This window comes from Ruegeria sp. BG11 (genome assembly GCF_056538565.1).
The window spans coordinates 63,574-87,436 of the sequence record NZ_JBQFTH010000001.1 but is presented as its reverse complement, the minus strand read 5'-3'; the positions used below and the strand labels follow the sequence as shown (position 1 = coordinate 87,436).

The following is a 23,863-nucleotide window of genomic DNA, read 5'->3' as shown; positions in this document are numbered from 1 at the left end:
ACCGTCAGCGCAAGGGCTGCTTTTCCCCACCCACAACGCGATAGATCTCACTTGAGATCACACCGGCCTCAGCCAATACGGCTTGGAACGCCGCCATATGTGGGGCCGCGAAATGCGCCTCCAGCGACGCCTGATCCTGCCATTCTTCATAAACCCGGAAGAGGTTCGAATGGCCCAGTACCTGGCTGAACTCATAGATCAGGCAGCCCGGCTCTTTCACCGTTTCTGCGACCATCACTCTTGCAGCCTCAGCCGCCTTGTCCACATGATCGGCCGAGATTTCGACGGTTCCAGTGACAATCAACATGCTCTGCCCTTTCCAAGATCAAAGCGTTTCGAAATTCGATTGATCGGTGTGCCATCCCGCAGTGGGCGGCCATAGTCCACAGAATAGTCAACGAACCCCATTTTTTCGTAGTAGCCAAGGCCCGGCGAATTGTCCGCGCGTATGGTGGCGTTGATCGCCTTGAACCCCACGGCCGCCGCAGTTTTCGAGGTTTCTTGAAACAACGCACGCCCTGCGCCGCGCAACGAAGGATTGCGCCGGGTAAAGGTGGCAATATCCGCGCAATCCTCGGGCAAGGCATCGTGAGTTCCCAACCACTGAAACCCGGCCACCGTGCCTTGGCTGTCCAAAGCAACGTGGCAACAGATCTTGTCGGCGCCGGTCAAATAGCTCTGCGCGAACAACGCCTCCGAGAACGGAATTTCGTGTGCGGTTGTCCCACCTGTGGCGATGATATCGTTGAGGATGCGGCAGGCGTCAGCCACGTCCTCCGGCATCATGGGGCGAACCGCAATCATGCCTAAAGGCTCAGCTTGTCGCGCATGAAAGCCAGCGCCACGCTCAGACCATCAGGCGCGATACCGTGGCCGGTGCCTTTCATGACATGGGCGTAGACCTCTTTGAAATCAGCCGCTTGCAGGGCTTCGGCCGCCTCGGCTAAAGACTGCGGAGGCACCACGTCATCCGCATCACCATGGACCAACAGGATCGGCATCCGGCTGACGGTTTCGTCCGGCAACAAATCAGGCTCCAGCAAACGACCCGAAAAGGCAACGATCCCCGCCACCGGATCCTCACGCCGCGGCGCTACGTGCAGGCTCATCATTGTGCCTTGGCTGAACCCGAACAGAACGACCTGCTCGGGCAGCACGTCTTCGTCCACCATAAGCGCGTCGAGAAAGGCGTTGAAGTCGTCGCTTGCCATCTCCATGCCGCGTCGGGATTCTTCCTCGGATGAGCCGTCGATCCACGGGATTGGGAACCACTGAAACCCGTTTGGCATTCCGGGGATTTGTTCCGGCGCATCAGGGGCGACGAACAGCGTGTCGGGCAAATGCTCGCCCAGTGGGTCGGCAAGGCCCAACAGATCGGCCCCGTTCGCCCCATAGCCGTGTACGAACACCACGACCGAGCGTGTGTCGCCCGAAACCGGCTCTTTCCTGAGCGCGTTCAAAACCCGTGTCATCTGATCCCTTCTCTTTGCTTGGCCACCCGGTAATAGGCCCACAAAACCCGCGCCGCAACCGACCGCCAGGGCGACCATGCCTCGGACATCTGCCTGAGTTCCTTGTCCGTTGGACGTTTGGGTAAGTCGTAGAGAACCCGCGCCGCCTCTTGCAGGGCCAGATCACCCGGCGCGATCACGTCGGCGCGGCCCAGCGAAAACATGGCGTAGATTTCGGCGGTCCAGACACCGATGCCGGACACCTCGGTCAGGGTCGAGATGACCTCTGCATCAGGCACGTCGCGTAACGCCTTGTAATCAATACGAGCTTCGGCCAGAGCACGGGCATAGCGGACCTTCTGTCGGCTTAGCCCGACGGCCCGCAAATCCTCATCTGTCGCCCACATGATCTTGCGCGGGCCGGTCAATTTCGCGTCCTGCATCCGTTTCCAGATCGCATTGGCCGAGGCCACGCTGACCTGCTGACTGACGATTGCGCTCAACAACTGCGCAAAACCATCCGGTTTACGACGCAGAGGCAGCGGCCCCGTCTGTTCCATCGCGTAGGCCATACGCGGACAGGATTGGGCCAGCCACTCGGCCCCTTCGGATACACAGGCGTTGGTTTCGATGATGCGTCCGACGGACATGTGCGCTCCGGTGTTCTTAGTCACTTGCACGTTAGGGCGCTTTGCCGCGTATGCAACCCGCTTGTGCAAGCCGCAGATCGCCGATACGCATGGCGTCATGACTGTGATTTCAGAAACTCCGAACGATTATCAGGCCAAGCGCAATGTTGCCGTACTTGTGGCAGCGCAAGCTGTTCTGGGCGCGCAGATGCCGATGATGTTCATTGTCGGAGGGCTGGCCGGCCAATCGCTGGCCACAAACGCCTGCCTAGCGACGCTGCCCATATCGCTGATCGTTCTTGGATCGATGCTGGCGGCCACGCCTATCTCTGCAATCATGCAGCGCTGGGGCCGCCGCGCCGGGTTTCTGGTCGGAACAACCGCCGGTGCGCTTGGCGGTTTGATCGGAGCATATGGTCTGTATCTGGGCTCTTTCCCGGTCTTCCTGATCGGAAGCCTGCTGACCGGCATCTACATGAGCGCACACGGATTCTATCGTTTTGCGGCAGCGGATACCGCATCGGATGCGTTTCGGCCCAAAGCGATTTCCTATGTCATGGCGGGCGGGTTGGCGGCTGCCATTATTGGCCCGCAGATCGTCAAGCTGACCTCAACGGCCTATGTCATTCCGTTCCTGGGCACCTATTTGGCGGTGATCGGCATCAACGTCATCGGCTCGGCGCTGTTCTTCTTTCTCGACATCCCCACACCTCCACGCGCGAGCGAAGACAGCCCCAAAGGCCGGTCGCGGATCGAGATGCTGAAGACCCCTCGGATCGCCGTCGCCATCATTTGCGCCATGGTGTCCTACGCGCTGATGAACCTCGTAATGACCTCGACCCCTCTGGCTGTTGTCGGGTGCGGATACACGGCCAATGATGCGGCAGATGTGGTGACTGGCCACGTGCTCGCCATGTACATCCCCAGCTTCTTTACCGGCCACCTGATCGCCCGTTTTGGCGTCGAAAAGATCGTAGCGCTCGGCCTTGTCATTCTCGGCGCCGCAGGCGTTGTCGCCCTTCAAGGGGTGGAGCTTGGCAACTTCTTCGTCGCTCTGATCCTGCTGGGGATCGGTTGGAACTTCGGCTTCATTGGCGCGACTTCGATGCTGGCCGATTCTCATGACGTCAGCGAGCGTGGCCGGATGCAGGGCATGAACGACCTTCTGGTGTTTGGCGGCGTGACCTTTGCCTCACTGGCCTCGGGCGGGTTGATGAACTGTTCGGGTGGGTCCCCGGTCGAGGGATGGACGGCTGTGAACCTTGCCATGGTTCCCCTGCTCACATTGGCCGGAGGCGCACTGTTGTGGCTGGTCATGCGCCCGGCCGAGCCGGACACCGCCTGATCACCAACGGCCCGTGCTGGCCGTCCAAATCAGAGAGATCCTGCGCCCGAGTTCCCCCTGCGCCAGATCCCCGCGTGCGACCCGTGCGGGATTGGCCAGAATCTTCCGCAAAGCCCACTCGGCCTGCCATCCGGCATAAAGCGCCGGGCGAGCGGCGCGGGAAACCTCAGATCGCCTGCTGCGCGCGGACTTCAACCGCCTCAACGCAGTGTCTGCCAACGCGCGTACTCCGTCTTCAGTGCCGTCGACCAAGGGAATCCGCCCTCGGGCCTCCAACTCCGGAATGGCCCGAAACCAGTTTGTCACACCGACTGCGTAGCCGAAATCGCGCAAAACGCCCTCATCCGCTGCCCCGAGAGATTGCGCAGCTACTACCAACAATGTGCCAGCGCTTTGATCGATGTAATTCTCGAAATGCTCGGTATCTTCGAACGGATCGCGGTAGATATCCCACCGCCTGACAGCCACGTATTCATCCAGCAAACCGGCCAGATGTGGCGACAAAACCCTGGACAGAGGGGTCACCACCTCATGCCGCCGCACCTCTTGCCCTTCGGCAATCTCTTGCAAAGCGTCGCGCCACCATTGCAAGCGCATTTCGGCAATCATCGTCTCTTGCGTAACCCACGGCGCGCGCGCAACTTCGGCATTTAGCGCGTAGATCGGAAACAGAACGGCCCGTGCTTCGACGGGTGAGGCCATGGTGGCAAGAAATCGGTCCGGATCGGCCTTGTGCACAAGGGCCGCACAAGCCTTTACGTCGTCGTAAAAGACGGCAGTCACTCGGCCGCCGCTTTCCGATGCCCACTATCGCGGACCAGTTTCCACTGGATCGCCTCCAGCAGCGCTTCGAACGACGCGTCAACTATGTTGGCACTTACACCTACGGTCGACCAATGCCGCCCCTGCCCGTCTTCGCTGTCGATGATGACGCGCGTTACAGCCTCGGTCCCGCCTTGGGTGATCCGCACCTTGAAATCCACCAGCCGCATATCCGACAGCACCTGCGAATACTGCCCCAGATCTTTCGCCAGCGCCTTGGAGAGCGCGTTCACCGGCCCTCGGTCGCTGCCTTGATCATCCAACGATTCACTGACCGAGAGCTTTTTTTCACCGTCCACTTTCACCACAACCACGGCCTCCGACAGGCTGACCATTTTGTTGTATTTGTTCTTGCGGCGTTCAACGGTGACCTTGTAGCGCTTGACCTCAAAGAACTCGGGCATCTGCCCCAGCTCATCACGCGCCAGCAGCTCAAAACTCGCCTGAGCGGTGTCGTAGGAATACCCCTCAGCCTCGCGCTGTTTGATCCGGTCGAGGATACGGCCAAGGGCGGGATCCCCCTTTTCAACCATCAGGCCTGCGTCGGTCAGCCGTTTGCGCAGGTTCGATTGCCCGGCCTGGTTCGACATCGGGATGATCCGCGTGTTCCCTACCGTCGCCGGGTCGATATGTTCGTAGGTCGATGGATCCTTGAGGATCGCACTCGCATGCAGCCCCGCCTTGTGCGCAAAGGCCGAGGCCCCAACGTAAGCCGCCTGCTTGCTCGGCACCCGGTTCAGGATATCGTCCAACATCCGGCTCACCCGCGTCAGACCGGCCAGAGCCTTAGGATTGACACCGATCTCGAACCCCGAGGCATAGGGTTCCTTCAACAGCAAGGTCGGGATCAGAGCGGTCAGGTTGGCATTGCCACAGCGTTCTCCCAAACCGTTCAGAGTGCCCTGAATCTGGCGCGCGCCCGCATCAACAGCCGCCAGTGAACACGCCACCGCGTTTTCGGTGTCGTTATGGGTGTGAATACCCAGCCGATCCCCCGGCAGGCCTGCGGCGATCAACTCGGACACGATGCGCCCGACCTCGGATGGCAAAGCACCGCCATTCGTGTCACACAACACCACCCAACGCGCGCCCGCGTCCAAAGCTGCCCGGCAGACCTCGGTTGCATAGGTCGGGTTATCCTTGTAGCCGTCGAAGAAATGCTCGGCGTCGAACAGCGCCTCACGCCCCTGCGCCACGAGATGCGCGACCGAGGCCCGGACGTTCTCGACATTCTCTTCAAGCGAAATTCCAAGCGCATGGGTTACGTGGTAGTCATGCGATTTGCCCACCAAACAGACAGCCTGCGTCCCCGCATTCATAACGGCGGCAAGCACATCGTCATTCTCGGCCGACCTTCCAGAGCGCTTGGTCATCCCGAAGGCCGTCAACCGGGCCGAGGTCTTTGGAGCGGCCTCGAAAAACGCGCTATCTGTCGGGTTCGCACCGGGCCAACCGCCTTCGATATAGTCCACCCCAAGCGCGTCCAAAGCCTGTGCGATCTGCACTTTCTCCGCCGTCGAGAACTGCACACCCTGCGTCTGCTGCCCGTCACGCAGGGTCGTGTCATAGAGATAGAGGCGTTCCTTGGTCATGGCTTGCTCCCGCTGGCCCAGAGTAGTCGATCTTTCCACGTGGCGCGCGGATTTCCTTCAAACATCTTCCAGTTTCGACGCATCAAATCCCGCAGCCGGAACCAATTCAACGCCTTCTTTGCTCATGCGCACTTCCAGACCTGCAGCGACAAAAGCGGATTTCAAACGATCCACTTCCGAGAAGTCCTTGCTTTGCATCGCTTCGGCCCGTGCTTCAGCCAGCCGGGAAGCGAAAGTGCTCAGATCCGCCGCTTCGGCCCAAGCGCCCATTTCGTCGCCCAAAAGCCCGAGAACCTGTGCGCTGGCCAGCAGAGCAGCCGCATCTCCTTCTGCAGCCAAACGGTGCAGTTCTGCGATGGCACCCGCCGTGTTCAAGTCATCCGCCAGCGCCTCGATGACCGAGGGCGCCGCGCTGGCGGCGGGCTCGATGCCCGCTGTCAGCGCCCGCCACTTGCGTAAGGTGGCCTCCGCCTCACGTGCCTTCTTCTCGGTCCAGTCCATCGGCTTGCGATAGTGGGTCTGCAGGAAAACAAAGCGGATCACCTCACCCGGCACGCCCTGTTCCAAGAGATCATGCACGGTGAAGAAATTGCCCAGCGATTTGGACATCTTCTTGCCTTCGACCTGCAGCATCTCGTTGTGCAGCCAGACACGCGCGAACTCGCTCTCCGGGTGGGCGCAGCAGCTCTGAGCGATCTCGTTTTCATGATGTGGGAACATGAGATCATTGCCACCGCCATGAATGTCAAAGCTCGCGCCTAGTAACTCATAACTCATGGCCGAGCATTCGATATGCCACCCCGGACGGCCCCGACCCCAAGGCGAATTCCACCCCGGTAGCTCATCGGTCGAAGGTTTCCACAGAACAAAATCCATCGGGTTCTTTTTGTAAGGTGCAACCTCAACCCGTGCGCCGGCAATCATGTCATCGACCGACCGACCGGAAAGCTTACCGTACCCCGCCTTCCAGCTATCGACAGCAAATAGCACATGACCTTCAGCGGCATAGGCATGACCCTTCGCGATCAGCCCTTCGATCATCTCGATCATCTGCGCGATATACTCGGTCGCGCGCGGCATCGCGTTCGGCTCCAACGCCCCAAGCGCGCCCATGTCATGTAGATACCAGCCGATGGTCTCATCAGACCGTTCCTGCACCAACTGCTCCAACGACCCCTCGGCCCCGGCCTGTTTGCGGGTCAGAGCGGTGGCGTTGATCTTGTCATCCACGTCGGTGAAATTGCGCACATAGGTGACCTGATCCGCACCGTAGACATGGCGCAGCAACCGATAGAGCGTGTCGAACACAACCACAGGCCGCGCATTGCCCAGATGGGCCCGGTCATAGACGGTTGGTCCACAGACATACATCCGCACGTTATCGGAATCGATCGGAACAAAGTCTTCCTTCGTCCGCGTCCGTGTATTGTGCAGCTTGATTGTCGTCATCACTCGGGCTCCTAAAGCTTGCGCGTTGGCGCGGGCTTAGCAACTTGTCTCAGGGATGAAAACGAAAGAAACCGGCCCGCTTGAAGAATTCAGCAGGTAATGCAGCAGATAATGATGCAGGTCATCCGGTTCATGCGCTCGGCATAGCATGCGTAACGCGCCAAGCCAAGGCTTGTGTTCTAGCGTCTTCTCCAGCACTCTGCGCGCATGAGCCGGGATTTCGTCAACTCTATCTGCCGCGACCTACCGGGGGCCGAATGGTCGGATCCCTGGGGCGGCGGCCATGATGCGTGGAAGGTCGGCGATAAGATGTTCGCCTGCATCGGTATCGCGAATGATGGCGTTTCGGTCAAAACACCCGATATCGAAACTGCGCAGATGCTGATCGATGCGGGTGTCGGTGTGAAAGCCCCATATTTCCACCGCAGCTGGGTTCGCCTGCCTTTTGACGCGGATGAGGACGAAATGCGGTATCGCCTTGCCGCCTCTTACGATCTGGTGCGCGCATCGCTCACGAAAAAGGTTCAGGCCACACTTCCTGCGCGAAGCTGATTGACAATCCCTTAGCGCTCTGTCCCTGTCGCCACAAAGACAAACCGAGACAAGACCATGAAACTGTCAGATCGCATCACGCAGATCACCGGAGGCGGCAGCGACGGGTGGGATGTGTTCTATCGCGCGCGTCGCATGGTCGCCGAAGGCCACGCCGTGACTCAGCTGACAATTGGCGAACATGACATCGGCACCGATACCTCGATCCTGGATGCGATGAACCGATCGGCCTGCGACGGCCACACCGGTTATGCCATGGTGCCGGGCACCGATCTGCTGCGCGACACGGTCGCCGCACGGGTTCAGACCCGGACCGGAGTATCAACCACCCGAAACAATGTCCTGATCACTCCGGGTGGACAGGCAGGGTTGTTTGCGGCTCATACGGCTGTGTGCAACCCCGGCGATGTCGGGCTGTTCCTTGACCCCTACTATGCCACCTATCCCGGCACCATTCGTGGAACCGGAGCTGTGGCTCGGGCGGTTCAGACCACGGCTGAGGATGCGTTTCAACCTCGCGCAGAACAGATCGAGGGCAAGGCCGATAGCGCTGTGTCATTGCTGATCAACACGCCGAACAACCCGACCGGAGTTGTTTATTCACCCGAGACACTGAAGGCCATCGCCAAGCTGTGCCAGAAGCGCGACCTGTGGCTGATCTCGGATGAGGTTTACGACACACAGATATGGAATGGCACGCATCTGTCTCCGCGCGCGCTGCCCGATATGGCCGACCGCACGCTGGTCGTCGGGTCCATGTCGAAATCCCACGCCATGACGGGATCACGTTGCGGCTGGATCATTGGCCCGGAAGAGGTCATCAGCCACCTCATCAATCTCGCCACCCACACCACCTATGGCGTCCCAGGCTTCATTCAGGATGCCGCAAGCTTTGCCCTGAACGCGGGTACAACGCTCGAAGATGAAATCGCCGCCCCTTTCCGTCGTCGCCGGGCCTGCGCGTTAGAGGTGCTGGCCGAACAGAATACCATCGGCCTCGTCCCCGCGGATGGCGCGATGTACCTGATGTTGGATATCCGTGCGACCGGACTGACCGGTGAGGGGTTTGCAAATGCCCTTCTCGATAAACACGCAATTGCCGTCATGCCCGGAGAGAGCTTCGGTACAGCCGCTGCAGGACACGTCCGCGTTGCCATGACTGTCGATGACGATCGTTTCGAAACGGCTCTGAAGACGATCTGTGCCTTCGCATCCGAAGTGGCAGGTCAGCAAGCCGCTGAGTGAAGGCGCTTAGAACCGGAACGTTGTCCGCAGGTTGAAGATATTCGTGTCCAACCCACCGCCCGAGCGTGTGACATCGTCAAAATCCTGCCGCAACGCTTCGCCACTGATCACGAAGTTGTCGCCGATGGGATAGGCAATGCCGATTCCATAAACCGCCGCTGTGTCGTTCTCTTCCGAGGTTTCAACACGAGCAGCGCCGACCACGACATAACCCATTGCCGCGCCAAAATCATACCCGCCGCGAAACTTCAGCCGGGTTATACTGTCTACGCTGCCCTGATCCTGACCAAGGTTGAGAGAAAGCCGGTTATACTCCAGCTCACCGCCCAGAACGAAGGCGCCGAAATCGCGGTCATACCCGACATGAGGTCCGAAAACGGTATCGTTGCCACCCGCGCCGCCGGACCCGTCCGCATCCGCATAGCCAAAGCTGAACCCCGCATAGGCCCCCGTCCAGTCCTCGGCCGAGGCCGGGCTGGTTATCGCTATCGTCGCAGCGACAATAAGGGCTGAGAGGGGCTTCATAAACGTCTCCAAATCAGGCGAACCGCCGGGTTTTTGCCAAACAAATACCCACGTATTTGAGTGTTTAACCTAGGAACGCCACTGCTAAATTCAAATCTGCATCAATGATAAGTGAATGCAGTATAACAGATTTCCCCTATAACGGGTTAAAATCTCTTTAAGATACGTTCAAAAACCCAGCGCAGGCCTTTTCACCATAATAAACGCCCCGACCACCTGAGTGATCGGAGCGTTGAATAAGCGCCTGTATGGTTCTTAAAGATAGTCGGACCGCTGCAGACCGTATTTGGCCATCTTTTCGTTCAGAGTCCGGCGCGGCAGGCAAAGCTCATCCATCACCGACGCGATTGAGCCCTTGTGGCGACGCATGGTGTTGTCGATCAACATCCGCTCGAACGCTTCCACGTATTCCTTCAGCGGTTTGCCCTCGGTGGTCATGACCGGCTGCATTTCCTCGTGATCGGACATCAGCAAGGACGCAATAGTTCCCGAGCCACGTCGAGATTGCAGCACCGCGCGTTCGGCGATGTTGATCAACTGCCTCACATTGCCGGGCCACGGCGCCTGCAACAGCTGCGCCGCTTCCTGCGCACTGACCTGAGGGGCGTCACAGCCGTATTCCTCGGCAAATTGCTCACTGAGACGGGTGAAAAGCGTCAGGATATCCTCGCCGCGCTGTCGCAGCGGCGGCATTGTAATGCGCAGAGCGGCCAGACGGTAGAACAGGTCCGGGCGCAGAACGTCTTCGGAGGTCTTACCGGCTTCTTGCAGGTTCGAGATCGCGACGATCCGCGTTTCCGCAGGGGTGCCCTGCTCGTTCATCACGCTTAGCAAGCGGGCCTGCAACGTGTCGCTCAACGCTTCAACATCTTCCAAAACCAGAGTCCCGCCACGCGCCTCTTCAATCGCGGGAAGCAGCGCATCCTCGGGCATCATCGGGCCGAACAGGCGTTTCGACAGCACTTCTTCTTCCAGCGCCGCGCAGGAGACCAGAACGAACTTCTTGCCCGCGCGGCTGCCTACCGCGTGCAGAGCGTGCGCCACCAGCGTCTTGCCAGTACCTGTCTCTCCGTCGATCAGCACATGACCATCGGCCTGCCCCAGATCGAGGATATCTTCGCGCAGACGCTCCATCACCGGGCTGGCGCCGATCAGTTTGTTCATGATCTGGGTACCACCGGACAGCTCGCGCCGTAGGGCCCGGTTGTCCAGCGTCAGACGCCGCGCGTTGCTGGCGCGTTTGGCCAGTTCCGACATACGATCGGGGTTAAAGGGCTTTTCAAGGAAATCAAACGCGCCAACGCGCATCGCCTCAACCGCCATCGGCACATCGCCGTGGCCGGTGATCATGATAACGGGCAGCGTGCTATCCGCCCCCATCAGTTTTTTCAGCAATTGAATGCCATCCATGCCCGGCATCTTGATGTCCGAGATTACGATCCCCGGATAATCCGGCCCCAGAACCTTGAGCGCATCTTCGGCGCTGGCAAAGGTCTCGGTGTCATATCCCGACAGTGCCAGCCATTGGCTGATCGACTGGCGCATGTCCTGTTCGTCATCGACAATGGCGATTTTCATGGCCTGTGCCATAGTATTCCCTCGTGTTATTCAGCGGCCTGGAGGCCGTCGCTTCCCAGTGGCAGTTGCATCTCGAAGACCGCGCCACCCTTCTGGCCGTTACGTGCGGTTAGCCGTCCGCCATGGTCGTTTACGATCCCCGACGAGATAGCAAGCCCCAGCCCGACCCCGTCACCAGGCTGCTTGGTGGTGTAGAAGGGCTCAAACAGGCTCTCGATATCCTTAATACCATACCCGTTGTCGCGCACGGTCAGCACCGCCATATCGCCCGCCGCCAGGATGATCTCAACATCCGGCTCTGCTACAGATTTGGTGGCGTCCAGCGCGTTGCGCAAGAGGTTGACCATCACCTGCTCGATCCGCATCCGGTCCCCCATCACAACGACAGGGTCTTCGGGCAGGATCTGCGTGATCTTCACATGGCGCTGCCGCAGCTGAGGCTCCATCATCGACAGCGACGAGGCCAGCGCTTCGCCAAGGTTTACAGGCGAAAACGCATCCGCCCCCTTCCGCGCGTAAGACTTTAGCTGCCTGGTAATCGCGCCCATCCGCTCGATCAATCCATCAATGCGACCAAAGCTGGCGAGGGCCTCTTCCGGTCGGTTTCTGCGTAGCAGCAGACGCGCCCCGGCAAGGTAGGTTTTCATTGCAGCCAGAGGTTGATTAAGCTCATGGCTTACCGCCGCCGACATCTCACCCAAGGCGGCCAGTTTCGAGCTTTGCGCAAGCGTCTGTTCCGCCAAATCCAACGTCTTTTCAACCCGTTCGCGCTCAGCGATTTCCCGCTGCAGCCTCGCGTTCAATGCGCGAAGCTCTGCCGACTCGCGTTGAAACAAAACCACGCGCGACGCGGCGCGACGGCTGAGCAGATAGAACGCTGCCGCCAGGAGAATCGCAAAGCCCATGATTTCCAGCGCCAGCACGCTGTTCACCTTTTCACGGATCGAGTCGTAAGTGGTGAATGAGGCCATCTGCCAACCGCGGAACGGAATGCGAGTCTCAAGCCGTATGACGGCCTCACCTTCCAGATAGCCATCCGGCGGCAACGCAGACCAATCGGCCGTCGCCCGCAGCGCGCGCTGGATCGCACTTTCCGGCGTCTGTCGCAGCATGGCCGAGCTTTCGTCCAGCCCACGCCATTGCGGCTCGGTCGACAGGATGATGTTGCCGGTGCTGTCTCGCACCAGCACGGCATCAGAAATCCCGGCCCAGGCGCGTTCGAATTTCTGTAGGTCGACCTCAACCACGATCACGCCGAGGATTTCGGAATTCGCCTCGATCCTGCGGGAATAGATAAAGCTGTAGTCGCCAGTTTCGCGCGGGCTGACCGTGAAAATCGTCGCGTTCGAGCGGATTGCGTCCACAAAATATGGCGCATTGCGATGCCCTTCGAGCAGTCGGTTGCGGTCAGTAGCCGCCACCGTCACGCCATCCCCGTCCATCAGCATCAGGGACGCTGCCCCGATCTCTTCAACGAAAGAGATCAGCCGTTGGCTGGACAACAGATAGTCACTGGATTGCAGCGCCGAGATCAGAGTCGGGTCCCGAGACAGAAGCTGCGGCACAATCGCGTTGCGTCGCAATTCGCTGAGGAGGTTGCCGGAATATAAAGCTAGGCGCAGCTCGGCGCGGTTGCGGGTCGACTCAGTGAAACGGTCGGTCAGCAACCGGTTCGTCACCCAGATCGTCGCAACAGCGGTCAAAAGGACAAGAATAACAGCCACACGTAGCCGCCACCCCAAAGGGGCGCCGCGAAATGGACGGGTCATTTTGTCCTTAATCGAGTGAAGGCCTGAACTCATTCCCGAAAGTTACGCGTGCTGAGCGGCGACCTCAAGTCACGCCGGGGCCAGAACGCCGGACAATGCGCGGAACAATGCCGTCCCGTCTGTGCCGCCATGCCCCTCATCCGCCGCGCGTTCGGGGTGCGGCATCATGCCAAGAACGCGACGGTTTTCTGACAAGATGCCCGCGATATCCCCGACCGAGCCGTTTGGATTCTCGGTATAGGTGAACGCGATCCGGTCCTGATCCTTCAGCGCGGACAAGGTGCCGTCATCGGCGAAATAGTTTCCGTCGTGATGCGCTATCGGAATGCCGATCACGTCGCCTGCATTGTAGCCTTGGGTAAAGGCGCTGTCGCTGGTTTCGACCTTCAGGCCAACCGTTTTGCAGATGTATTTCAGACCGGCATTGCGCAGCAGCGCGCCGGGCAGAATCCCGGTCTCAGTCAGGATCTGGAAACCGTTACAGATACCAACGGCATAGCCGCCACGCTCGGTATGATCGACCACGGCCTTGCAGATCGGAGATTGCGCCGCAATGGCCCCACAGCGCAGATAGTCGCCATAAGAGAAGCCACCGGGAACGCCGACAATGTCGACACCCTCGGGCAGCGCGGCATCCTTGTGCCAGACCATGTCAACGGCGAAGCCGGCCTGTTCAAAGGCTACGGCAAGGTCCCGGTCGCAGTTCGATCCGGGGAATACGATGACGGCTGCGCGCATGGCGGACCCTCCTAGCAAGTAAAATCAGTGACAACCGCCACACCCGGAGGCGCAGGAGCGTCGAAAGCGGCGAGTTCTTCACTCACCTGGTTCAGAGATACGTGTCGTGTCACGAGCGGGCTGAGATCAAGATCCGAACCCGTGATCAACGACAGAAGCGATGGATAGCGCCAACTGGGCATCCCTCGTGTTCCATATACAGAGAGCTGACCGGAATAGAGAACATCCATCGGCAGCGTCATAGCAGCATGATCGCCCGCAGGCATGCCGATCTGAACCATTCGGCCAAGTTTGCGCAAGGACCGCATCGACGCCACGGTCGTGGCTTCAATCCCCAGCGCCTCGATCGCCACATGGGCACCACCGCCAGTGATATCTTTCACTGCTTCAGTCGCATCGCATGTCGCCGCGTTCACAATCGCATCCGCGCCCAGAGATTTGGCGTAGCTCAGCTTGTCTTCCGAAATATCGACGACAACCACCCGTGCGCCAAGCGCCTTGCCCAACAACAGGGTTGAGACGCCTACTCCGCCACCGCCGAACACGGCAAGCCATTCGCCGCCCTGCAACTGCGCGCGTCCAACCAACGCCTGCCACGCGGTCGTGACCCGACATCCAAGCGCCGCCGCGATCTCGGGCGCGAGTGTCTCGGGCAATTCCGTCAGATTGGCATCCGCATGCGCAACCGCAATGTACTCGGCGAAAGCACCATCACAGGTAAATCCCGGCACGACCTGATCTGCACAGGTGGTTTGGTTGCCTTGGGCACAGTCCTGGCAATGGCCGCAGGCCAGAATGAAAGGCGCAATCACCCGATAACCAACTTTCCAACGGCGGACACGGCTGCCCACCGCAACCACCTCGCCGCAATATTCGTGACCAGGAGTCATCGGCAGGATCACATCCGGGTCCGAACCCGACCACGCATGCCAATCTGACCGGCAGACCCCACAGGCCAGTACCCGGACGACAACGCCATCCTCGGCCGGTTCAGGGTCGGGAATGGTGGTCAGCTCCAGCGGCTGGCGATAGGTGATCAGACGCGCTGCCCGCATCCAATCAGACCAGTTCGATCTCGTAGCGTTCGATGACGGTGTTGGCCAACAGCTTTTCGCACATCTCAGTCACGTCTGCCTCGGTCGCGCCTTCGGCCAGTTCCAGATCAATGACCTTGCCCTGGCGCACACCTTCGACCTGATCAAAGCCCATGGCACCCAATGCGCGGCGGACCGCCTCACCCTGAGGGTCCAGCACCCCGTTCTTGAGCATCACATGCACCCGTGCCTTCATCTTCGCAACTCCACCTGAGGGCCACGATCGCCGGCCCATTTCGTTGCGCGGGGGATAGCGCGGTTGTGCCTTTGGGACAACCCTGTTTGCGGCGAAGATTGAAAAGCTACGAGAGGGTGTACCTCAAATCGGACCGCGCGGGTGTTTCGGGTCGAACGGTATACCCTGCCCTCAAAAGAAAAGCGCCGCCCAATCGGGGGCGGCGCTTTACATTTCTGTCAGGCAGAGACCGAGATCAGTTGATCAGCGTGGGCTTGGTCACATTGCTTTGCGGCAGAACACCCAAGCGGCGCGCGACCTCGGAGTAAGCGTCGGTCAGGTTGCCGAGATCACGGCGGAAGACATCCTTATCCAGCTTCTGGCCGGTTTCGATATCCCACAGGCGGCAGCTGTCGGGGCTGATCTCATCAGCAACGATCAGACGCTGGTAATCGCCGTCGAATACGCGGCCGATCTCGATTTTGAAATCGACCAGTCGAATGCCCACGGCCAGCATCACACCGCTCATGAAGTCGTTCACGCGCAGCGCGAGGCTGAGGATATCATCCATGTCCTGTTGGCTGGCCCAGCCAAAGGCCGCGATATGTTCCTCGGTGACCAGCGGATCACCCAGAGAGTCGTCTTTATAGCAGTACTCGACGATCGGACGCGGCAGCTGCGTTCCCTCGGCAATGCCCAGACGTTTTGACATCGTACCGGCGGCATAGTTGCGTACGATCACTTCCAGAGGGACGATCTCGCAATTCCGCACCAACTGCTCGCGCATGTTCAGGCGGCGGATGAAGTGGTTCGGAACACCGATCTGGGTGAGGCCGTTCATGAAGAACTCGGACAGGCGGTTGTTCAGAACGCCTTTGCCGTCGATCACGTCTTTCTTTTCAGCGTTGAACGCGGTGGCGTCATCCTTGAAGTACTGCACGATGGTGCCCGGCTCGGGGCCTTCATACAGGATCTTGGCTTTGCCTTCGTAGATTTTCTTGCGACGCGCCATCGGGGCCCCTTCCATATCGGCAATACGCGCAGATCGCGCGGCTGCGGCCCTCATAGAGCAGCCCGCCCCAACCCGCAAGTTGTCTGGTTGCTTTCCATCAGACCATGCGTTTTCGAAAGGTTCCTCATAGGTATTGCGCACCCTCAGAACCTGTCCACATGTCCCGCGTGCAGCAACACAGCGCATTTGGTCGCGCAAAGCCCATTTTCGCTATACATTCCGAAATTCGTTTCTTATCTAGATGAGGAATGTCCACGCTATGAGGTCCCAATACAATGACCACGTTCGACGAACGCGAAAACGCCTTTGAAGCCAAGTTTGCCCATGACGAAGAGATGCAGTTCAAGGCCCAGGCCCGCTGCAACAAATTGCTGGGCCTCTGGGCGGCGGCAAAGCTGGGGAAAACCGGCTCTGACGCGGAAGACTACGCCAAAACCGTCGTGATCGCCGATATGGAAGAGGCAGGCCACGAAGATGTCGTGCGCAAGGTCTCGGCCGATCTGGGCGGTCTGTCCTCGGATGACGAAATCCGCGCCAAAATGGCCGAGTTTTTGCCTGAAGCCAAAGCTCAGGTCATGAGCGAGACTGACTAAGCCACCGGTCCCCTCATGATCTTCATGAGTAATATGAATTTGATTTGACGCCCCGGTCATGAGACACGGGGCGTCTCATATTCATACGGGCGCTTTGCGCCAAACACGTCGGACCAAGCCCATGACAAACGCGTTGACCCAGCTTCTCGAGACCAAAGAGGCCATTCTGGCCGATGGTGCGACCGGAACCAATCTGTTCAACATGGGTCTGCAATCGGGCGACGCACCCGAGCTTTGGAATGTGGATGCGCCGGACAAGATCCGCGCTCTGTATCAGGGCTCGGTCGATGCGGGCAGCGATCTGTTTCTGACCAATACGTTCGGCGGCACCTCGGCCCGGCTCAAGCTGCATGACGCGCAAAACCGCGTGGGTGAGCTGAACCGCATTGGCGCTGAACTCGGGCGTGAGGTCGCGGACAAATCCGGACGCACCATCGTGGTTGCCGGCTCGGTCGGTCCCACCGGTGAGATCATGGAGCCAGTCGGAAGCCTGTCGCATTCCGAGGCGGTCGAGATGTTTCACGAGCAGGCCGAGGCCCTCAAAGACGGCGGCGTCGATGTTCTTTGGGTTGAAACGATCAGCGCCCCCGAAGAATTCCGCGCCGCGGCCGAGGCCTTCGCGCTGGCCGATATGCCCTGGTGCGGTACCATGAGCTTTGACACTGCCGGGCGCACCATGATGGGAGTCACTTCGGCTGATCTGGCTCTGTTGGTCGAAACGCTGCCCAACCCTCCGATTGCGTTTGGCGCGAATTGCGGTACCGGAGCGTCGGATATTCTGCGCACCGTACTTGGGTTCACCGCACAAGGGACCGAGCGGCCTTTGATCTCGAAAGGCAATGCGGGGATCCCGAAATATGTCGACGGTCACATCCACTATGACGGCACGCCCGATCTGATGGCCGACTATGCCGTGATGGCCCGCGATGCTGGCGCAAAGATCATCGGTGGTTGCTGTGGCACCATGCCTGCCCATCTTGAGAAAATGCGTGCAGCGCTGGACAGCACAGAACGTGGCGCGCGCCCGACGCTTGATCAGATCACCGATGCGCTTGGACCGTTCTCATCCGCCTCTGATGGCACCGGCGACGATGCCGCGCCTGAGCGCCGCGCCCGACGCCGCCGCCGCGCCTGAGTTAGCGCCCCTCGAATTTCGGGGGGCGTTTTTCCATGAAGGCCACCACGCCTTCGGCAAAATCGCGCGAGCGTCCACATTCACCTTGCAAATGCGCCTCGGTCGCCAATTGCTGTGGCAAGGTCTTTTCGTAGGTACCGCGGAGCGCCTGTTTGATCGCGCCATAGGCCGCCGTCGGACCTTGGGCCAAATGTGCGGCCCGGCTGCGCCAATGGGCATCAAACGCATCATCGGCGACCGCTTCCCAGATCAGCCCCCAATCATCGGCCTGACGCGCGGTGATCTTGTCAGCAAACAACGCGGCCCCCATGGCCTTGGCCAGCCCCATCTGGCGCGGCATGAACCATGTACCGCCAGCGTCCGGAAGCAAGCCGATGCGGGAAAAGGCCTGCAGGAAATAGGCGCTCTCGGTCGCGATCACCACATCGGCACAGAGCGCAACGTTGGCCCCCGCCCCGGCTGCAGGTCCGTTGACGGCGGCAATCGTGGGCACCGGGCTGTCATGGATGGTCTCGAGCATCGGCTCATATTCATCACGCAGCGAGCGTTCCAGGTCGATCTTTCCGGTCGAGGACGCATCACCCAGATCCTGCCCGGAACAAAAGGCCGGTCCGGCCCCGGTCAACACGATGCACCGCGCATTTCGGGCCGCGTGTTTCATCGCATGGGTGATCTCGGCCCGCATTTGCGTAGTGAGCGCGTTCATCTTGTCGGGGCGGTTCAGCGTCAGCACCGCAAGCCCGTCCTTGATGTCCAGCAGGATCGTTTCGTAGTCCATTAAAGCTCTCCCTCGCGCCTGTGCGTGAGCGGACACTGCCGTATTCACAAGCCGAGGAAAAGCAGAACCACGCGTCAGTCCTTCAGAATTTGGCTCAGGCGCTCTTTTTCGGCGTCGCTCAGCCCGTCGCTTTCACCCAACGCTTGCGCCTTGGCCCGGTTGCGCAGAAAGACCAAGCCAACACCGGCGGCAATAAGCAACATGATTGGCCCGGCCAGCCACAGCATTAAGTTCGAACCTGTAACCGTCGGCTTAAGCAGCACATATTCACCATAGCGGTCGACGATAAAGGCAATCGCCTCTTCATCCGTATCCCCGGCCACGAGCCTTTCACGCACCAGCAAGCGCAAGTCGCGCGCCAGATCGGCGTTGCTTTCGTCGATGCTCTCGTTTCGACAGACCAGACAGCGCAATCCGGTGCTAAGGTCGCGGGCACGTTGTTCCAGCACCGGATCGTCAAGCACCTCGTCCGGTTGCACAGCAAATCCCGGTGCCGCCAAAAGCATAAGGATCAGGATCAGGCGTTTCATTCTGCGGGTACTCCGGCAGAGGGGGCTTTGCGTGCGCCAGCCGCTACACGGAACCGACGATCACAGAGGCTGAGGACGCCACCCAATGCCATCATGAGACATCCGGCCCAGATCCAGTTGGCGAAGGGTTTGATATAGGTCCGCAAGACCCAGCCTCCATCCGCCTGTTGGTCCCCGATCACCACATAGAGATCGCGCATGACCCGGTAGTCAATCGCCGCCTCGGTGGTGGGCATACGCGCAACCGGATAGTCGCGTTTTTCGGGATGCAGCGTCCCGATCATGCGCCCGTTGGCCTCCACCTTCACATCCGCCATGGTCGAGAAATAGTTCGGCCCTTGCACACGATTGACATCCTCAAGTGTCAGGGTGAATTGGCCAACCTCGAAGGGCTGCCCCGGCTGGGCGACGCGGATATCCTCAACCTCCCACGCGGTCAGACCGGCGATGGCGAAGATGGTCACACCCAGACCCGTGTGGGCAACCGCCTTGCCCCAATCGGCCCCGGGCAGGCGGAACAAGCGTTTCAGACTGCCTTTGCGTCCCGTCCGGCTCCATAAATCAAGAACGGCGCCGAAGGTGATCCATGCGCCCAGAAACAGACCCACGGGTCCCAAAGCACTGCGTCCCGTCTGCATCGCCCAAACCAGCACACCAAGGGCGACGGCCAGCACAAACGCATAACGAAGCGACCATGCTGTTTTACCCAGTTTGCCGCGCTTCCACGGCAACATCGCGCCAACCGGCAGGACCAGCCCTAACAGTACCATGAACGGCGTGAAGGCCGTGTTAAAGAACGGAGGTCCGACCGAGAGTTTCCGGTCAAACATCATCTCGGCCACCATCGGCCACATGGTACCGACGAATACAACAAAGCAACTGACGGCCAGAAGCACATTGTTCACGACCAGCGCACTTTCGCGGCTGACCATGCCAAAGACGCCCTTCGCCTCCATCGCCTGCGCCCGCGCCGCAAACAGCGTCAGCGCACCGCCGATAAAGAACACAAGGATCAACAGAATGAACACGCCCCGCTCTGGATCTGTCGCGAAGGCATGGACCGAGGTCAGAAGCCCCGAGCGTACAATGAATGTCCCGATCAGCGAGAACCCGAAGGCGATGATCGCCAGCAGGATTGTCCAGCTCTTCAGCGCCTCGCGCTTCTCCACGACAATGGCCGAGTGCAACAATGCAGCCGCCAGCAGCCATGGCATGAAAGAGGCATTCTCGACCGGATCCCAGAACCAGAAGCCGCCCCAGCCCAGCTCATAATAGGCCCACCACGACCCCAGCGCGATCCCGATGGTCAGAAACACCCAGGCGGCAAGCGTCCACGGCCGGACCCACCGGCCCCAGGCCGCATCAATACGGCCCTCGATCAACGCGGCCACGGCGAAGCTGAACGCCATGCTCAGGCCGACATAGCCCAGATAAAGAAACGGCGGGTGGAACGCCAAGCCCGGATCTTGCAATAGCGGGTTCAGGTCGCGCCCATCGAACGGAGCAATCGCCAGACGATCAAAAGGGTTCGAGGTAAACAGGATAAAGGCAAAAAACGCCACGGCCACAGCCGACTGCACAGCCAACACGCGCGCTTTCAGCGTCGGCGGCAGGCCAGCGCCAAAAAACGCGGCCATTGCGCCGAACAGGGTCACAATCAACACCCACAACAGCATCGAGCCTTCGTGGTTCCCCCATGTCCCACTGATCTTATAGATCATCGGCTTCGCCGAATGGCTGTTCTCAACCACGATCCTCAGCGAGAAATCAGACGTGGTGAACGCCCAAACCAGCGCTCCGAAGGAGAAAGCCGTCAGCAGGAATTGTGAGATTGCCGCCGGTTCCGCAAACGCCATCCATCCAGCCCAGCGTTTCGATGCCCCGATAAGGGGCACCACGCTTTGCACGATAGCGACGAAAAAGGCGAGGATTAGCGCGAAGTGACCTAGCTCTGTAACCATAGGGCAGGATATATGCCGGAGGCACTGCAATCGCCAACCACTTTCGTTTGATTTCGGGGCACATAGTGTCGCAACTCAGCCCCTTTCGCGTCGCCAATCCTCTAAAGCCGGGTTCGCGTCGGCCAGCAGGCTCTCTTGTGACAAGCGCGCATCCGGCCCCGTATCTGCCGCACCGGGTCGGTCGCTGCGCATATTTCCAAGCGCATCAAGGTTGGCCAGAACTGTCGGAGTCCGCGCCATCACGGCCGAGATCTCGCGTTGCAAATCCTGCGATTTCGCCTGATGCCGTGCCCCAAAATAGAACGAGACAATAACGCCCAACAACCACCACAAAGGTTCTGGCACCAGCGCAATCCCCTGCATTCGCGCCGAAAACCAGATCGGATCGATCATGGCGGCAGCAAACAAGCCCAACGTTCCCAACGCCAAGGCCGGACGCGGAAGACGGTTCAACCCGTCCATAAACCGGTCGAACATGCCTTTGGGCGGCCTTTGAAACTCGGCTCCGAACTGCGTCATGGCCTGAGTTTGCGCCACCAACCGACGCTGGGCACCCGCATCGGCGTTCTCCCGAAAAACCTCTGCGGTTTCGCGCACCACGTTGCGCCCGCCACCGAACAAGAACCCCAAAACGCCCGAGATCAATCCCATCCCGAAACCCTCCTCTGAAACGCCTCATTGCTCAGGTGATAGCGATCCGACAGGAATTCTTCCGCCCGCCTGATCCAACCGCCTTTCCCGCCTGCACAGGTACGGGCATACTTTCGCGATGCAGGCCGCCGATCTGCGAGCCGAAAGTAATAATTCCGCCGCGCCACCCCATAGGCGTCCCGCAACTGAACCGGATTCGGGCGCGCCGCGTCCTGACTGGCGCCGATGGTCTGCGGGCCGATAACCCCGTCCACCACAACAGAAAAACCCATCTTCACCAAAAGCGATTGCAAAATGCGCACCGCCTGCGCGCCCGCGTTTACATACATGTCGAACACACTGGCCTGCAGCGCCTCGGGCAAAGCGGCGATCCCCGGTTTCTCAAAATAATGCTGCACAAAGATATCAACCGCCTGCGCGCTGCTGAGCGCTCGAACATCGGCGACATCAACCACCCCGTCCCGTGTCAAATCCAGCCCCAAACGCCGCATCGTGTGAATGGTCACGCCGAAATTGGTGGCTCCTCCCGGATCATCCGGATCATCCACAAACCCGCCTTCCCGACGCACAATCTCTTCGGCAATCTGTTGAACAGTCTGCATCACGACCCCCACCTGCATCAGTCGAGGGAACGATCCTGCAAACTCCTTAACAACCCCAAACGAAACAGAGCGCCGCCTGCCATCCGCACGCAACGCCCCTTCTTCTTCTGTTCAAAAATACCTCCGCCGGAGGCACGCAGCGCAGCTGCGTTCAGCTTTCGCCGGGATCTTTGTAAACGCCCTGTTCCTTCAAGGCGTCCATGACCTCTTTCGGCATATAGGTCTCATCGTGTTTTGCAAGAATTTCAGTCGCTTCAAACACACCGTTCACATAGCGACCCGTCCCAACCATACCCTCATTTTCCGAAAACAGATCCGGCAGAACCCCGGTAAACGCCACCGGAACGCTCTCTCCGCCATCAGTGACTACAAAGCGCACCGTTTCACCCTGCCCCCGGACGATCGAGCCCTCTTCGACCAGACCACCAATACGAAACACCTCGGTCGGCGAAGGCGGCTCGGCGATCACTTGGCTGGGCGAGCGGAAGAAGTTGATGCCATCGCGCATTGCATACCCAATCAACGCCGTCGACACCGCCAGGGCCGCCACGGCCACCAAAATGATCTGAACTCGACGACGTTTCTTGAGCGTTTTCATACCGTCCTCACGGGAACAAGGGGGCCATCATCAGCCCTCGGGTTTCATCCTCACCTAACATCAGGTTGGCATTCTGCAAGGCCTGCCCGCTGCTACCTTTTGTCAGGTTATCCAAAGCGGCGATCACAATCGCGCGCCGTTCAATCCGGTCCGCAACAACACCTATGTGGCAGAAATTCGATCCCCGCACATGGTGGGTCGAGGGCGCCTCGCCCGTCGGCAGAACCTCAATAAAAGGCTCGTCAGCATAGGCTTTTGCCAGCGTATCAAAAACGCTCTGCGGGTCGCCCTTCACGTAGGAGGTCGCCAGAATACCCCTGTTTGCCGGGATCAGGTGCGGCGTGAATTGGATATGCACCGTACGACTGGCCAGTTTTGAAAACTCCTGATCGAACTCTCCCAAATGACGATGCGCACCACCTATGGCATAGGCATTCGCGCCTTCGCTCAGCTCGGCATGCAGCAGGTTTTCTTTCAACGACCGGCCAGCGCCCGACACGGCGCATTTCAGATCGAGGATGATGTCGTCCAGATCAATCACACCGGCTGAAATCAGCGGCCGCAGCACATATTGCCCGGTCGCCGCGTTGCAGCCCGTACCCGCCACCAGTCGTGCCATCCGGATGTCTTCCCGATAGAACTCGGTCAGGCCATAAACAGCCTCTTCCTGCTGCTCCAACGCGCTATGCGGGTTTCCGTACCATTTTTCGTACTCATCCGCGTCCTGCAGCCGGAAATCGGCTGAAAGGTCGATGATCTTCAGATTCTTCGGTAGGTCCCGGATTACTTCCTGACTGGTTTTATGCGGCAAAGCGCAGAAACACAGGTCGATCTGGGAAAAGTCGATTTCAGAAATCTTACACAGATCCGGCAGGTTCATGTGGCGCAGATGCGGGAAGACCTGAGCCATCGACAGGCCCGCCTTACGTTCCGCCGCCAGCGCAACGATATCCATGTTCGGGTGCTCGGCGATCAGCCGCACCAGTTCAGCGCCAGTATAGCCTGAGGCGCCCAGAATTGCGATTTTATGGGTCATGTC

General features: G+C 59.5%; 26 protein-coding genes. 5 read left to right on the top strand and 21 right to left on the bottom strand.

All coding sequences use genetic code 11. The features are described from left to right. Nucleotides 1-4: 4 nt before the first annotated feature. The 4 genes from ACR0JF_RS00445 to ACR0JF_RS00430 are packed head-to-tail and all read right to left on the bottom strand — an operon-like array spanning nt 5 to nt 2,101. Nucleotides 5-307, bottom strand: coding sequence for a putative quinol monooxygenase (locus tag ACR0JF_RS00445; protein ID WP_170659499.1), 303 nt, complete (start codon nt 305-307; stop codon nt 5-7). Next, nucleotides 301-804 carry a GNAT family N-acetyltransferase gene (locus ACR0JF_RS00440; protein ID WP_170659498.1) on the bottom strand — a complete coding sequence of 168 codons (504 nt, stop codon included), beginning with the start codon at nt 802-804 and terminating at the stop codon, nt 301-303. The genes ACR0JF_RS00445 and ACR0JF_RS00440 overlap by 7 nt, the downstream gene beginning before the upstream one ends. Before the next feature lie 2 nt (nt 805-806). Continuing rightward, nucleotides 807-1,472, bottom strand: coding sequence for an alpha/beta fold hydrolase (locus tag ACR0JF_RS00435; RefSeq protein ID WP_170659497.1), 666 nt, complete (start codon nt 1,470-1,472; stop codon nt 807-809). Next, on the bottom strand, nt 1,469-2,101 hold the full coding sequence (locus ACR0JF_RS00430) for a DNA-3-methyladenine glycosylase 2 family protein (protein WP_170659496.1): 633 nt from the start codon (nt 2,099-2,101) through the stop codon (nt 1,469-1,471). Before ACR0JF_RS00430 ends, ACR0JF_RS00435 begins: the two co-directional genes overlap by 4 nt. A gap of 97 nt (nt 2,102-2,198) precedes the next feature. Between ACR0JF_RS00430 and ACR0JF_RS00425 the strand changes: the two genes are divergently transcribed. Further along, entirely contained in the window at nt 2,199-3,425 is a 1,227-nt protein-coding gene (locus ACR0JF_RS00425; RefSeq protein ID WP_170659495.1) for an MFS transporter, read from the top strand. Here ACR0JF_RS00425 and ACR0JF_RS00420 read toward each other — a convergent pair whose 3' ends face one another. The 3 genes from ACR0JF_RS00420 to cysS are packed head-to-tail and all read right to left on the bottom strand — an operon-like array spanning nt 3,426 to nt 7,288. After that, nucleotides 3,426-4,208, bottom strand: a complete 783-nt coding sequence (locus ACR0JF_RS00420) for a squalene/phytoene synthase family protein (protein WP_170659494.1) — start codon at nt 4,206-4,208, stop codon at nt 3,426-3,428. Beyond that, nucleotides 4,205-5,839, bottom strand: coding sequence for a citramalate synthase (gene cimA / locus ACR0JF_RS00415; RefSeq protein WP_170659493.1), 1,635 nt, complete (start codon nt 5,837-5,839; stop codon nt 4,205-4,207). The genes ACR0JF_RS00420 and cimA overlap by 4 nt, the downstream gene beginning before the upstream one ends. 57 nt (nt 5,840-5,896) lie before the next feature. Further along, entirely contained in the window at nt 5,897-7,288 is a 1,392-nt protein-coding gene (cysS, locus tag ACR0JF_RS00410) for a cysteine--tRNA ligase (RefSeq protein WP_170659492.1), read from the bottom strand. Between the two features lie 207 nt (nt 7,289-7,495). Between cysS and ACR0JF_RS00405 the strand changes: the two genes are divergently transcribed. Then, nucleotides 7,496-7,840 (top strand): MmcQ/YjbR family DNA-binding protein, encoded by a 345-nt coding sequence (locus ACR0JF_RS00405; protein ID WP_170659491.1) that lies wholly within the window; start codon nt 7,496-7,498, stop codon nt 7,838-7,840. Between the two features lie 57 nt (nt 7,841-7,897). Then, nucleotides 7,898-9,085: a pyridoxal phosphate-dependent aminotransferase gene (locus ACR0JF_RS00400; protein ID WP_170659490.1), complete on the top strand. Its 1,188-nt coding sequence runs from the start codon at nt 7,898-7,900 to the stop codon at nt 9,083-9,085. 6 nt (nt 9,086-9,091) lie between these two features. On the opposite strand, the gene ACR0JF_RS00395 is transcribed toward ACR0JF_RS00400, so the two are convergent. The 7 genes from ACR0JF_RS00395 to purC all read right to left on the bottom strand — a co-directional run bounded on the left by ACR0JF_RS00395 (nt 9,092) and on the right by purC (nt 15,976). Beyond that, on the bottom strand, nt 9,092-9,610 hold the full coding sequence (locus ACR0JF_RS00395; RefSeq protein WP_170373632.1) for an outer membrane beta-barrel protein: 519 nt from the start codon (nt 9,608-9,610) through the stop codon (nt 9,092-9,094). A 255-nt stretch (nt 9,611-9,865) separates the two neighbouring features. Continuing rightward, entirely contained in the window at nt 9,866-11,200 is a 1,335-nt protein-coding gene (locus tag ACR0JF_RS00390) for a sigma-54-dependent transcriptional regulator (RefSeq protein WP_170659489.1), read from the bottom strand. A 14-nt stretch (nt 11,201-11,214) separates the two neighbouring features. Beyond that, nucleotides 11,215-12,957 carry an ATP-binding protein gene (locus ACR0JF_RS00385; protein ID WP_170659771.1) on the bottom strand — a complete coding sequence of 581 codons (1,743 nt, stop codon included), beginning with the start codon at nt 12,955-12,957 and terminating at the stop codon, nt 11,215-11,217. 69 nt (nt 12,958-13,026) lie between these two features. Continuing rightward, complete coding sequence (purQ, locus tag ACR0JF_RS00380; RefSeq protein ID WP_170659488.1) at nt 13,027-13,695, bottom strand: phosphoribosylformylglycinamidine synthase subunit PurQ; 669 nt, start codon at nt 13,693-13,695, stop codon at nt 13,027-13,029. Nucleotides 13,696-13,706: 11 nt separating this feature from the next. Next, the gene (locus tag ACR0JF_RS00375) at nt 13,707-14,750 is read right to left on the bottom strand and encodes a zinc-dependent alcohol dehydrogenase family protein (RefSeq protein WP_170659487.1); all 1,044 of its coding nucleotides are present in this window, start codon (nt 14,748-14,750) and stop codon (nt 13,707-13,709) included. A gap of 4 nt (nt 14,751-14,754) precedes the next feature. Further along, a complete protein-coding gene (purS, locus tag ACR0JF_RS00370) occupies nt 14,755-14,985 on the bottom strand; it encodes a phosphoribosylformylglycinamidine synthase subunit PurS (RefSeq protein ID WP_170659486.1) in 231 nt (76 codons plus the stop codon). Between the two features lie 235 nt (nt 14,986-15,220). Next, nucleotides 15,221-15,976 (bottom strand): phosphoribosylaminoimidazolesuccinocarboxamide synthase, encoded by a 756-nt coding sequence (gene purC, locus ACR0JF_RS00365; protein WP_170467720.1) that lies wholly within the window; start codon nt 15,974-15,976, stop codon nt 15,221-15,223. A 275-nt stretch (nt 15,977-16,251) separates the two neighbouring features. Here purC and ACR0JF_RS00360 point away from each other — a divergent pair, with 275 nt between their 5' ends. Both ACR0JF_RS00360 and bmt read left to right on the top strand, forming a co-directional pair. Continuing rightward, a complete protein-coding gene (locus tag ACR0JF_RS00360) occupies nt 16,252-16,569 on the top strand; it encodes a DUF1476 domain-containing protein (protein WP_170659485.1) in 318 nt (105 codons plus the stop codon). Nucleotides 16,570-16,690: 121 nt separating this feature from the next. Continuing rightward, on the top strand, nt 16,691-17,704 hold the full coding sequence (gene bmt, locus ACR0JF_RS00355; protein WP_170659484.1) for a betaine--homocysteine S-methyltransferase: 1,014 nt from the start codon (nt 16,691-16,693) through the stop codon (nt 17,702-17,704). A 1-nt stretch (nt 17,705) separates the two neighbouring features. Here bmt and ACR0JF_RS00350 read toward each other — a convergent pair whose 3' ends face one another. The 7 genes from ACR0JF_RS00350 to argC form a co-directional block, all read right to left on the bottom strand. Beyond that, the gene (locus ACR0JF_RS00350; protein WP_170659483.1) at nt 17,706-18,482 is read right to left on the bottom strand and encodes an enoyl-CoA hydratase-related protein; all 777 of its coding nucleotides are present in this window, start codon (nt 18,480-18,482) and stop codon (nt 17,706-17,708) included. A gap of 74 nt (nt 18,483-18,556) precedes the next feature. Beyond that, the gene (locus ACR0JF_RS00345; protein ID WP_170641474.1) at nt 18,557-19,012 is read right to left on the bottom strand and encodes a cytochrome c-type biogenesis protein; all 456 of its coding nucleotides are present in this window, start codon (nt 19,010-19,012) and stop codon (nt 18,557-18,559) included. After that, a complete protein-coding gene (locus tag ACR0JF_RS00340) occupies nt 19,009-20,973 on the bottom strand; it encodes a heme lyase CcmF/NrfE family subunit (RefSeq protein ID WP_170659482.1) in 1,965 nt (654 codons plus the stop codon). Before ACR0JF_RS00340 ends, ACR0JF_RS00345 begins: the two co-directional genes overlap by 4 nt. 75 nt (nt 20,974-21,048) lie before the next feature. Further along, entirely contained in the window at nt 21,049-21,624 is a 576-nt protein-coding gene (locus tag ACR0JF_RS00335) for a holin family protein (RefSeq protein WP_170548935.1), read from the bottom strand. Next, nucleotides 21,615-22,226, bottom strand: a complete 612-nt coding sequence (locus tag ACR0JF_RS00330; RefSeq protein WP_480668846.1) for a holin-associated N-acetylmuramidase — start codon at nt 22,224-22,226, stop codon at nt 21,615-21,617. The genes ACR0JF_RS00335 and ACR0JF_RS00330 overlap by 10 nt, the downstream gene beginning before the upstream one ends. Nucleotides 22,227-22,377: 151 nt before the next feature. Next, nucleotides 22,378-22,824 (bottom strand): cytochrome c maturation protein CcmE, encoded by a 447-nt coding sequence (gene ccmE, locus ACR0JF_RS00325; protein WP_170458116.1) that lies wholly within the window; start codon nt 22,822-22,824, stop codon nt 22,378-22,380. 7 nt (nt 22,825-22,831) lie between these two features. After that, on the bottom strand, nt 22,832-23,860 hold the full coding sequence (gene argC, locus ACR0JF_RS00320) for an N-acetyl-gamma-glutamyl-phosphate reductase (RefSeq protein WP_480668845.1): 1,029 nt from the start codon (nt 23,858-23,860) through the stop codon (nt 22,832-22,834). Nucleotides 23,861-23,863: the final 3 nt, after the last annotated feature.